Genomic DNA, 12,662 nt, shown 5'->3' with positions numbered 1-12,662 from the left:
GTTAATATGGTTAAAATTGCATTTACAGGTGGCGGAACTGTTGGACATGTGTCGGTCAACTTGAGCTTAATTCCGACTGCAATAGAGAAAGGGCACGAGGCATTTTATATTGGTTCAAAAAAGGGAATAGAACGTGAAATGATTGAATCGCAATTGCCTCAAACACCTTATTATGTCATTTCTAGTGGTAAATTACGTCGCTACTTTTCTTTTGAAAACTTGAAAGATGTCTTTAAAGTGCTAAAAGGTATTTTAGATGCACGTAAAGTTTTAAAACGCGAAATGCCAGATATCGTATTTTCAAAAGGGGGCTTTGTCTCCGTGCCAGTTGTATTAGCTGCAAAATCATTGAAAATACCTACAATTGTTCATGAATCTGATTTAACACCGGGTCTAGCCAATAAAATTGCAATAAAGTTTGCCAAAAAACTTTATACGACATTTGAAGATACGCTAAAGCATGTTCCGAAAGATAAAGCAGATTTTGTCGGTGCTACCATTCGAGAAGATTTGAAGCACGGCAATAAAACACGTGGTTATCAATTAACTGGATTTAATCCAAACAAAAAAGTGTTACTTGTGATGGGCGGCAGTATGGGAAGCCTTAAAATAAACGAGGCCATTCGTCGTCATCTTGATACATTGCTTGAAACTTATCAGATTATTCATTTGACTGGTAAAGGTTTAGTCGCGCCACATGTCCAAACTGAAGGTTATGTACAATTTGAATTTGTTAAAGATGATTTAACGGATTTACTCGCGATTACAGATACCGTCGTTTCAAGAGCGGGTTCAAATGCGATTTATGAATTTCTAGCATTACGTTTGCCAATGCTTTTAATCCCATTAGGACTAGACCAATCACGAGGGGATCAAATTGATAATGCGCGATATTTCGAAAAGCAAGGTTACGCTACCATGTTAGATGAGTCTGAACTCTCTAGTGAAACATTGATGGCAGCGCTCAATGAAATTGAAAAAAATAGAGCTCAATATATTAATAATATGGAAAATTTCAATGAAAGTTATACAAAAGATGATTTACTTGAAAAAATTATTCATGATGCACTTGGTTAAGGAGGTTAATCCATGTCTCATTGGAAACGAATTTCACTTTTACTCATTTTCACACTGATATTTTCAGTGATTGCCATGTTTCATGAATCTCGCATAGGCAAGTGGATTGATAATGAAGTTTATTCATTTATTTATTCTTCAGAGAGTTTTATATCCACTTCTATCTTTTTCGGTGCAACTCAAATCGGTGAAGTTTGGGCAATGATTACACTATCACTCATTGTTGTGACATTACTTATGCTTTATAAATATAAAATTGAAGCGCTCTTTTTTGCACTGACTATGATAATGTCGGGCGTAACTAATCCGATACTTAAAAATATATTCGATAGAGAACGACCAACTTTGTTACGACTCATTGATATATCAGGTTTTAGTTTTCCAAGCGGACATGCCATGGGTGCAACAGCATTTTTTGGAAGTTTAATGTTTGTTGCACACCGCATTTTAAAAGGGAAATCAAAAGCTTTTGTTATAAGTGCAAGTGCACTATTTATCATTTTGATTTCTAGTTCTCGTGTCTATCTCGGGGTTCATTATCCAACTGACATCATTGCAGGAATTGTAGGCGGTGTGATTTGTATTTTACTGTCTCAACTCATCCTACGTAAACAATTGAATTTATAAAAGCAACAAAGCCGCCGCAAATGAATGCGACGGCTTTTATTTAACGTTTAATATCAACGAATTTTTATACGGGCATATAAAAGGGGATATTATTGAAAATGACTCAATCTTAAGAACGAATTGTAGTGGGGGGTCGTTGTGATTGATAATCATTTTCAATTACATTATAACTCATTGAGAATGATTGTCAATTAAAAATGCAAAATTTTTAAAAAAACTTTCCCGTTTTATAGTTTTAGCATATGATTATGGAAGAGGTGACAAACATGAAAAAAGTACTCATTGTAGAAGATGAAAAAAACTTAGCTCGCTTTATTGAATTAGAACTTAAACATGAAAATTATGATGTAGAAATTAGAAATGATGGCGCTTCAGGATTGAATCGCGCTTTACAACATGATTTTGATCTTATTTTATTAGATTTAATGTTACCTGAAATGGATGGTTTAGAAGTTTGTAAAAGATTGCGTACGCAAAAAGATACGCCTATCATTATGATTACTGCTAAAGGTGAAATAGAAGATAAAGTCACTGGGTTAGATTATGGCGCTGATGATTATATTGTCAAACCTTTTGAAATTGAAGAATTATTAGCTAGGAGTCGTGCATTGATACGACGGTACACAGATGAGCATGCAGCTAAATCAAATGTGATAGAAATAGATGGCATCAAAATAGATAAAAATGCTTTCAAAGTATGGTATGAAAATGAAACTCTCGAACTCACTAAAACCGAGTTTGATTTATTATTACTCCTTGCAGAAAACAAAAATCGTGTCTTGCATCGAGAACAAATTCTTGATCATGTTTGGGGTTATGAATCTGAAGTCGAAACAAATGTAGTAGATGTTTATATAAGGTATTTAAGAAATAAATTGAAAAAAATCGATAAACAAAAGCTAATTGAAACGGTTAGAGGTGTAGGATACGTGATTAGACAATGAAACAATCGACACTAAAAACCAAATGGACATTTGTGACGACACTCATTACATTTCTTATTATTTTCATATTTTGCTTACTCATTATTTATGCAATTAGTAGTTTACTCAAGCAAAATGAATTTCAAAAAGCAGAAAGAAGTGCTGATGATCTTTACAATCTTTTAGAGACAAAACCGGTAAAAAATATTACAGCTTTAGAGTATAGTTCCGTCACAGATAGCTCTCAAAAAGTCATTCTTTATGATGAACATGGACATAAATTATTAGAAAACTCAAATACAACGAATATCCAGTTCTCACCACCTTTTCACCCTCACGAAACACGAAATATTAAAATTATACGAAATGATAAAGGCTCATATATTACTGTTTCTAATCCTGTAGATACGAGTCACTTTAAAGGGTATGCTACGATTGTTCATTCTCTTGATGTTTACGATGATTTGCTCAATTTTATTACCTACTTAGCACTTATATTTGGTTTTATCGCATTATTTGTAACCGCATGTATTAGTTATTTCTTTTCATCGCAAATCACACAGCCGATTAATATTATTACTGAAAAGATGACTCAAATTAGACGTAATGGGTTTCAAGAGAAACTCGAAGTGCCTACGAATTACGAAGAAACAGATGCGCTGATTGACACATTTAACAGTATGATGGTCAAACTTGAAAATTCGTTTAATCAACAAAAGCAATTTGTTGAAGATGCTTCACATGAATTGCGCACACCGTTACAAATCATACAGGGCCATCTCAATTTAATACAACGTTGGGGTAAAAAAGACCCTGACATATTAGAAGAATCATTGAATATTTCATTAGAAGAAATGAATCGAATTACAAAACTTGTCGAAGAATTATTATTGTTAACTAAAGATGACTCACGCTTAACTGACAATCAAACAGAAAAAGTAGATGTAAACGAAGAAATTAAAAATCGTATACATTCTTTACAACAAATTCACCCAGACTATCAATTTGACTTTTCATCTAATTTAGATTTTATCTATTTAGATATTAATTCTTTCCATCTAGAACAAATACTTTTAATCTTTCTCGACAACGCAATTAAATATGATACGAAAAATAAACATGTATCAATATCAACAAAACTGATTAACAACCAAGTCTTAATTAAAATTACAGATAAGGGGATGGGCATACCTCAAGCAGACCAAGCACATATATTTGATCGTTTCTATCGTGTTGATAAATCTCGTTCTCGCCAACAAGGTGGAAACGGACTTGGTTTATCAATTGCACATAAAATGGTGAAACTATATAACGGTCGTATTTCAGTCAAAAGTGAAGTGGGTCAATTTACAACATTTATCATCAGCTTCGATTCATTGTAATAACTATAATTATCCAATTTTTTGCCTTTAAATGTTCACATTTTAATGCTATTATTGACCTGTAAGCGTTTTTATTTTTTTAAATGTGGAGGGTGGATTATGAAGAACGATAAACAGGTGACAGAGGCACCTGTAAACTTTGGAACAAATTTAGGATTAATTTTAGAACTTTATGATCAATATTTAGATGATCCTAGTTCTGTTACTGAAGATTTACAAGTTCTCTTTAGTACAATTAAAGACGGTGAAGCAACAGTTTCATCAAAACATCAATCAAGCTCAGGGGATAGCACGATAAAACGTGTCATGCGATTAATTGATAATATTAGACAATATGGTCATTTAGAGGCTGATATTTATCCTGTAAACGCGCCTCAACGTACGAATATTCCTAAATTAAATCCAGAAGACTTTAATTTAGACAAACAAACACTTGAGGGTATCTCAGCAGAAATCGTTTCTGACCATTTTAAGGATATTTATGATAATGCGTATGAAGCCATAGTGAGAATGGAAAAACGGTACAAAGGTCCTATCGCTTTTGAATATACACATATTAATAATAATAAAGAACGTGTATGGCTGAAACGTAGAATTGAGACACCTTATAAAGCAAGCCTCAACAAGGAAGAAAAAATTAAACTATTTAAACTTCTCGCGCACGTAGAGGGGTTTGAGAAATACCTTCACAAAAACTTCGTAGGTTCAAAAAGATTTTCAATCCAAGGTGTAAATACCCTCGTGCCTATGATTACTCAAACAATTAAACGTGCAGCAGAAGAACAAATTACAAATATTCAAATTGGTATGGCACATCGCGGGCGTTTAAATGTGCTAACCCATGTACTTAAAAAGCCTTACGAAATGATGCTTTCTGAATTTATGCATACAGATCCGATGAAGTTTTTACCTGAAGATGGCAGTTTAAAAATCACTTCAGGTTGGACAGGAGACGTTAAGTATCATTTAGGTGGCATTAAAACAATTAAAGACCATGGCTTTGAACAACGTATCACATTAGCAAATAACCCTAGCCATCTTGAAGTTGTGGCACCTGTTGTCACTGGACGTACAAGAGCTGCACAAGATCGCACTGACGCCTCAAGTCAAATTGAGACAGATTACAATAGTGCAATGCCAATCATCGTTCATGGTGATGCCGCTTATCCCGGTCAAGGTGTTAATTTTGAAACAATGAACTTGGGTAACTTGAATGGTTTCTCCACTGGAGGTACTTTGCATATTATTACGAATAACCGTATTGGTTTTACAACAGATCCAGAAGATGGCCGTTCAACAACTTATGCAACAGATGTCGCTAAAGGTTATGACGTTCCAATACTACATGTGAATGCAGATAATGTAGAAGCTACAATCGAAGCTATCGATATTGCTATGGAATTTAGAAAAACATTCAACAAAGATGTCGTTATTGATTTAGTTGGCTATCGTCGTTTCGGTCACAATGAAATGGATGAGCCAACTCTTACCAATCCATTACCATATAAAGAAATTAAAAAGCATGACACTTCAGAGGTCATCTACGGTCAACAATTGGTAGATGAAGGCGTGATTAGTAAAGACGAGATGGATGAAGTGATTGAAGGCGTACAAAAAGAAATGCGTCAAGCACACGACAAAATTGATAAGAAAGATACAAATAACAATACTGATATGGCAATGCCTGAAAGTATCACAAAACCGTTAGCAAATAATGATTCTGAATTATCGCTTGAAAGATTAAAAGAAATTAATGAAGCAATGCTCAATTATCCTGAAACATTTAATGTATTTAAAAAGTTAAATCGTATCCTCGAACAACGTAGAGAACCTTTTGAAAAAGAAGGCGGTCTCGTAGACTGGGCACATGCTGAGCAATTGGCATTTGCTACAGTGATGCAAGAAGGAATCCCAATTCGTATGACAGGTCAAGACTGTGAGCGTGGTACATTTAGTCATCGTCATGCAGTCCTACATGATCAAGAAAATGGAGAAACGTACATTCCGTTACAACATGTACCTGATCAAAAAGCAACTTTTGATATTCATAATTCACCATTATCAGAAGCTGCTGTTGTTGGCTTTGAATATGGATACAATGTAGAAAATCCATCATCGTTCAATATTTGGGAAGCACAATTCGGTGATTTTTCGAATATGGCACAAATGTATTATGATAACTTTATTTTCTCAAGTAATGCAAAATGGGGAGAACGTTCAGGATTGACATTCTTCTTACCACACGCGTTTGAAGGACAAGGTCCCGAACACTCATCAGCACGTTTAGAACGCTTCTTGCAACTGGCAGCAGAAAACAATATGACAGTATGTAACTTATCAAGTTCAAGTAACTATTTCCATTTGCTACGTGCACAAGCAGCAAGTTTAGCCACAGATGCGATGAGACCTTTAGTCTTAATGTCACCAAAAGGCTTATTACGTAATAAAACTGTTGCACAGCCTATTGATGCATTTACAAGCGGTGGATTTGAACCTATTCTTACTGAAAATCACGACGCAAATAAGATTAAAAAGGTCATTTTAGCATCAGGAAAAATGTTTATTGATTTGAAAGAACGTCTAAAAGAATCACCAAACGATGAAATTTTAATTGTAGCTGTTGAAAGACTTTATCCATTTCCAAAAGAAGAAATTGAGTCGCTATTAAAAACATTACCAAAACTTGAAACCATTGCATGGGTTCAAGAAGAACCGCAAAACCAAGGTGCATGGTACTTTGTTCACCCTATTTTAAATGAACTTGCAGGGGATCAATATCAACTCATTTATCACGGCAGAAAACATCGTGCTGCACCTTCTGAGGGTGATGGAGAGATTCACAAACTTGTTCAAAATATCATTATTGAAAATACTTTAAATATTTAGGGGGCATATTTAAAATGGCAGAGGTAAAAGTTCCAGAGTTAGCAGAATCAATTACAGAAGGTACCATTGCAGAATGGTTAAAACAAGTAGGTGACACTGTTGAAAAAGGTGAAGCCATACTTGAACTAGAAACGGATAAAGTAAACGTTGAAGTCGTTTCTGAAGAAGAAGGTACAATTCAAGAATTACTTGTAGAAGAAGGCGATACAGTTGAGGTCGGTCAAGCAATCGCTGTTGTAGGTGAAGGTGGCGCAAAAGCATCAAATACAGATGATTCTAAAAAAGAAGCATCATCAAAAGAAAAAGATGATAAACAAGAAAGCCAGTCTGATCAAAAAGCAGTAGCAAAATCAGATAAACAAAATGAAGTCGCACAAACTGCTTCAAATGAACGAATCAATGCCACACCGTCAGCTAGACGTGCTGCACGTGAAAAAGGCATCAGTTTGAGTGAAGTGAGTAGCAAAGCGAACGATGTTATTCGTAAAGAAGATGTTGCTCGTGGCCCTCAAGAACAACAAGCAACAAAATCATCAGATAAGCAAAATGAATCAAAATCACAAGCACCACAAAATCCGAACAAACCAGTGATTCGTGAAAAAATAAGCCGTAGAAAGAAAACTGCAGCTAAAAAATTATTAGAAGTGAGCAACAATACAGCAATGCTGACAACTTTCAATGAAGTTGATATGACAAATGTTATGGAATTGCGTAAACGTAAAAAAGAAAAATTTATGGAAGACCATAATGGTACAAAGTTAGGCTTTATGTCATTCTTCACAAAAGCTGTAGTTGCCGCTCTTAAAAAATATCCAGAAGTTAACGCAGAAATTGATGGCGACTATATGGTAACGAAACAGTTTTATGATATCGGTGTGGCCGTTTCGACACCAGGTGGATTATTAGTTCCAAACGTTCGTGATTGTGATAAAAAGAACTTTGCAGAGATTGAAGAAGAAATTGCACGCTTAGCTGCTAAAGCACGTGACAATAAACTCTCTCTCGATGATATGGTCAATGGTTCATTTACAATTACTAATGGTGGTATCTTCGGTTCAATGATGTCAACACCAATTATTAATGGTAACCAAGCTGCAATACTAGGTATGCATTCTATTATGACAAGACCGATTGCAATTGATAAAGATACGATTGAAAATCGACCAATGATGTACATTGCTTTAAGTTACGACCATCGAATTATCGACGGAAAAGAAGCAGTAGGTTTCTTAAAAACGATTAAAGAACTGATTGAAAATCCTGAAGATTTATTATTAGAATCATAAAAAGAAACTACTTTACACATTAAAATACAACGGTGTCATGCACCGTTGTATTTTTACATTCGACCAACTTAATAAGCTTTATTTTATCTCTATGTCGCTATGCTATTCATTACATTGAATAGTGAAAAATGATAAGTATTTATTTTTAAATGAATAATCATTATATATTCAATTGTCAATACATATTCAAACTTTGCTATATACGTTACAATAAAAGATAAGTGCATTAAGAAAGGATTTGACAAATGAATCGTAAATTAATAGTGCCTGTATTAACAGGGGGCATTTTCCTAATTTTAATCAATATAGGGTTGATGATAGCAAGCGTAGTTGGTTCTATTCATTACTATCCTATTTTCCAAACGATAGGCTTAGCATTACTCGTACTATATGGTTTTGATATGATGAAATACAGTCATGCGAAGTCCATATATTTATGGGCAGGAATTCTTTTTATTGTGTTTGGTATTTTCTTTAAATAATAATAGCGATAACGTAACTTTAAGATGAAATCTAAAACGGATTTAAGAAAGAAGGAGAATCATTTATGTCTCATATTCGAAGTATTACACTTGCGACTGAAAATATAGACAAAACGATTGATTTATTTCATAATGTGTTAGGAATGACTTATCAAAAAAAGAATCACACTGTTCAATTTGGTGATGCAGCAATTAATCCAGGAACAAGAATACAATTTGTTGAAGTGAATCAACCTATTCACCCAGAGCATCAGCATTTTCAACTGATTGGATTGCGTACACCTTCAGATGAAGGAATTCGGGAATATGAAGATATTTTTCATCAACATCGTCTTGATTTTCAAAAACCCACATTCATGAATGGTCATTCACACCTCGCTTTTTATGATTCCAATGAACAACGATTTGACATTTTTTCAAACGAAAACAATACGGGTGTGGGTCTAGGTATACCAAATGAAGAGAGTACCGTTAATCCACTTCATCAACTTCAAGGCGTGGGCCCAGTGATTATTAAAACAAATGAGTTGATGATTACGATTGCTTTATTAACGCAAATATTCAATTTTGAAGTTTTTGCAGAATACGTGACACCACAAACACAAATACGCACAGTTGTATTACAATCTCAAAATGGTGGCTTAGGCGCTGAAATTCACGTGTTTGAATCAGAAGAAACCGTAATACTCCCAGAATATGGCATTGTAGAGCAAGTCGAATTTACTGCACAAAATATTTCTGAATTTAATGATGCAATTAATAAATTAAAAGCGCATCAAATGCCTTACGAAAATTTAAAAAATGATCAACAACATACACGTTCTATTCGCATTAATGATGCGAACGGTATTTCATATATCTTAACTTTAGAACAACAAGAGGAAGGATGAAATTAGATGTTACACGAAACTTGGAAAGAACAAACACCTCAAAAGCAAGTTAAAGTCATTCATACAGATGCAAAGAAATTTACAGTAAGTGATATGCTAACTATTGGTAATACATATCCAGTCGTTAATGAAACAGAAGAGTATTATCAAATTATTGATAATTCTGGTCATGTCGGTGGATACTATAAAACTTATTTTGAAGAAGTTTAATACAAACGGACATAGAAAATAGATGTGACAAAAAGCGGGGGTATCTTTTTACTCACGTCTTTTTTCATGCACTGAATTAGAAAGGATTTTGGGAATGATGAAAGAACAATTTACAAGTTATATAAACTCAGATGAAACAGTATTAGGAGATGCTGAAAAATTATTTGCTTTAAATAAAAACATTTTACTTAAAGGGCCAACAGGATCTGGTAAAACTAAATTAGCCGAAACATTAAGTCATATCACTCAATTGCCTATGCATCAAATTAACTGTTCTGTGGATTTAGATGCTGAAAGTTTACTCGGCTTCAAAACAATTAAAACTTCAGAAGAAGGGCATCAAGAAATTGTCTTTATTGATGGGCCAGTCATTAAAGCGATGCGTGAAGGACATATTTTGTATATTGACGAGATTAATATGGCCAAACCTGAAACACTACCGATTTTAAACGGTGTTCTTGATTATCGAAGACAACTTACGAATCCTTTTACTGGTGAGGTCATCAAAGCCGCACCCGGATTTAAAGTGATTGCTGCAATTAATGAAGGGTACGTCGGTACATTACCCATGAATGAAGCTTTAAAAAACCGCTTTGTGGTCATTAATGTGGATTATATCGATGGCGATACATTGCATGATGTCATTAAAGCACAAAGTCTTTTGCAAGACGACCGATTAATCCATCAAATTATTAAATTTAATGAAGATCTGCGCACGATGACACAACAAGGTCAGCTTTCTGAAGAGGCAGCCAGTATACGTGCTTTAATTGATATGAGTGATTTAGCAACAGTGATGCCAATTGAAAGAGCCATACAACGTACCATTATTGATAAATTAGAAGATGAACGTGAGCAACAAGCGATAATGAATGCAGTAGAACTTAACTTTTAGAGGGTGATTTGATGAGCGATCGTTTTATCATGTTTAATGATGAACAACTTGATGCAATGAAAGTGATGATGCTCCAAGACCTTGCAAGGTTGTTACTGAAAAATGAAGACACGCAAGTAAAAATTCATAAATTTCCATATTATGACGCTATCCAAAATGAAGTAATCTGTAGTTCTTTTTGGGCACATCGACCTAAAACCATCGAACATACAGGCCTGAAAACTGATATTTTACTTGCAACGTATAGTTATTTTCATATGGATCCGCAAGTGGTCAATGAAGTTTTAAATAATGAAGAAGATTTTAAACATCCTAAACTGTATCGTCAATTATTTAAAATGATTGAGGAAATGCGTATTTTAAACTTAATTATCAAACAACGACCGATGACACAACGGATGATACAAGTCAGAAAGCAGATTCGCAAACAGTATTGTGAGTCACAAATCAATGTATACCGCACTAAAACATTATTCACTGACTTACTGTTTCTCAATTTAGAATTATCATTTTTACAAGATGATTTCTACACTGTACCGGATATTCATATTGAGTTAGAAGGCATATTAAATAGAATGTATCAATATCTGCCTGATGCTTTTCAACTTCGTTCTAGTGAAGAGACAATGTACCTTGTACAACGGATTATGTTTCAAGTGGACGACTGGCTCAGTGAAGATATGCTCAATGAATATTATCATATTCCTCGCCATATTTATGAAGCTTTATCAAATCTTACACTTGAAGATTTAAAGCGGACAGATGCTGCACAAACAGATGGCCATCGAGATGAAGAAGAGGAAGTTGAAGCAGAGCAGATCGAGTCTAAACATGCAGATAGCAACACTGCTGGTGGTGCCTATCTCGAAATGGAATTACACGAAGGTGAAAACAGTGAGGTGTTAAGTGATAATGACACCGCAAGAGAAGGCGATAGTACAGACGATATGACTGATATGATCAGTAAAAAGGGACGCGGCTCTAAAGATACGAAGGAAAATGAAGAAGGCGGCGAACAAGGTCCATCAAATCACTTACTCAGTTTATCGGGTATCAATCAATATGTTGATATTAAGTGGAATGTACCGGAGATACAACCTGAATATTTCGAGGCTTATCTTCAAGTTCAGAGTGAAGTGCAATATGAGATAAAAGATTTAATTCAAATTATTAAAAAAACTATCGATCGTGAGTATCAAGATGTTCGCACGCATCTCACTAAAGGCCGTTTACAACGCAATTTAGTGAATTGGTTTATTGATGATCAATATAAACTTTTTTATAAAAAAGCTGATCAGAGTCGAACATTCGATGCGACTTTTACATTACTCATCGATGCCTCAGCGAGTATGCACGACAAAATGGAAGAAACGATTAAAGGGGTCGTACTTTTTCATGAAACTTTGAAATCTCTTAATGTTAAACATGAAATTTTAGCGTTTAATGAAGATGCTTTTGAAGCAGATGCTGAATATCAGCCTAATATTATTGATGAAATTATTCATTATCACCAATCTACGTTTAATACAGAAGCGCCAAGAATTATGTCATTAACACCTCAAGATGATAATCGTGATGGAGTAGCTATTCGAATTGCGAGTCAACGCTTATTAACACGTTCAGAGCAACAACGATTCTTAATTGTATTTTCTGATGGTGAGCCTTCTGCCTTCAATTATAGTCAAGATGGAATTTTAGACACGTATGAAGCTGTAGAAATAGCACGTAAACTGGGGATTGAAGTTTTCAACGTTTTCCTTAGCCAAGAACCTATTACTGAATCTATTGAACAAACCATTCATAACATTTATGGTCAATATGCGATATTTGTGGAAGGGGTTCAACATTTACCGAGTATGTTGTCTCCATTATTAAAAAAATTATTATTGAAATCATTTTAATACAAAACTTGAAGTTACATTTGTAATTTTCAGAAATTTTATAGACGATGGCAAATTCTTGTGATAGAATGAATCATATTTATTTAAAGGAATTTGAAGGAGT

11 protein-coding genes are annotated in these 12,662 nt (G+C 34.4%); all 11 read left to right on the top strand.

The genetic code is table 11. The features are described 5' to 3' along the window. The first annotated feature begins 6 nt into the window (after positions 1–6). The 11 genes from C1H58_RS04220 to C1H58_RS04170 all read left to right on the top strand — a co-directional run bounded on the left by C1H58_RS04220 (position 7) and on the right by C1H58_RS04170 (position 12,559). Complete coding sequence (locus tag C1H58_RS04220) at positions 7–1,077, top strand: undecaprenyldiphospho-muramoylpentapeptide beta-N-acetylglucosaminyltransferase (RefSeq protein ID WP_165545441.1); 1,071 nt, start codon at positions 7–9, stop codon at positions 1,075–1,077. 12 nt (positions 1,078–1,089) lie between these two features. Next, positions 1,090–1,704 carry a phosphatase PAP2 family protein gene (locus C1H58_RS04215; RefSeq protein WP_165545440.1) on the top strand — a complete coding sequence of 205 codons (615 nt, stop codon included), beginning with the start codon at positions 1,090–1,092 and terminating at the stop codon, positions 1,702–1,704. Positions 1,705–1,970: 266 nt separating this feature from the next. After that, positions 1,971–2,648 carry a response regulator transcription factor gene (locus tag C1H58_RS04210; RefSeq protein WP_050332182.1) on the top strand — a complete coding sequence of 226 codons (678 nt, stop codon included), beginning with the start codon at positions 1,971–1,973 and terminating at the stop codon, positions 2,646–2,648. Continuing rightward, positions 2,645–4,009, top strand: a complete 1,365-nt coding sequence (locus C1H58_RS04205; protein WP_050330910.1) for a HAMP domain-containing sensor histidine kinase — start codon at positions 2,645–2,647, stop codon at positions 4,007–4,009. The genes C1H58_RS04210 and C1H58_RS04205 overlap by 4 nt, the downstream gene beginning before the upstream one ends. A 99-nt stretch (positions 4,010–4,108) precedes the next feature. Beyond that, positions 4,109–6,895: a 2-oxoglutarate dehydrogenase E1 component gene (locus tag C1H58_RS04200; protein WP_165545439.1), complete on the top strand. Its 2,787-nt coding sequence runs from the start codon at positions 4,109–4,111 to the stop codon at positions 6,893–6,895. A 14-nt stretch (positions 6,896–6,909) separates the two neighbouring features. Beyond that, the gene (gene sucB, locus C1H58_RS04195; RefSeq protein ID WP_165545438.1) at positions 6,910–8,181 is read left to right on the top strand and encodes a dihydrolipoyllysine-residue succinyltransferase; all 1,272 of its coding nucleotides are present in this window, start codon (positions 6,910–6,912) and stop codon (positions 8,179–8,181) included. Between the two features lie 245 nt (positions 8,182–8,426). Next, positions 8,427–8,663: a hypothetical protein gene (locus C1H58_RS04190; protein ID WP_165545437.1), complete on the top strand. Its 237-nt coding sequence runs from the start codon at positions 8,427–8,429 to the stop codon at positions 8,661–8,663. Positions 8,664–8,728: 65 nt separating this feature from the next. Further along, positions 8,729–9,553, top strand: a complete 825-nt coding sequence (locus C1H58_RS04185; RefSeq protein WP_165545436.1) for a VOC family protein — start codon at positions 8,729–8,731, stop codon at positions 9,551–9,553. 6 nt (positions 9,554–9,559) lie between these two features. Continuing rightward, positions 9,560–9,763, top strand: coding sequence for a DUF6501 family protein (locus tag C1H58_RS04180; protein WP_016425060.1), 204 nt, complete (start codon positions 9,560–9,562; stop codon positions 9,761–9,763). 97 nt (positions 9,764–9,860) lie between these two features. Beyond that, the gene (locus C1H58_RS04175) at positions 9,861–10,658 is read left to right on the top strand and encodes an ATP-binding protein (protein WP_371317742.1); all 798 of its coding nucleotides are present in this window, start codon (positions 9,861–9,863) and stop codon (positions 10,656–10,658) included. Positions 10,659–10,669: 11 nt separating this feature from the next. After that, complete coding sequence (locus C1H58_RS04170) at positions 10,670–12,559, top strand: vWA domain-containing protein (protein WP_165545435.1); 1,890 nt, start codon at positions 10,670–10,672, stop codon at positions 12,557–12,559. Positions 12,560–12,662: the final 103 nt, after the last annotated feature.

This window comes from Staphylococcus sp. 191 (assembly GCF_011174885.1).
Taxonomy (GTDB): Bacteria; Bacillota; Bacilli; order Staphylococcales; family Staphylococcaceae; genus Staphylococcus; species Staphylococcus coagulans.
The sequence above is the reverse complement of the archived record's forward strand: the minus strand, read 5'-3'. Positions and strand labels throughout refer to the sequence as shown.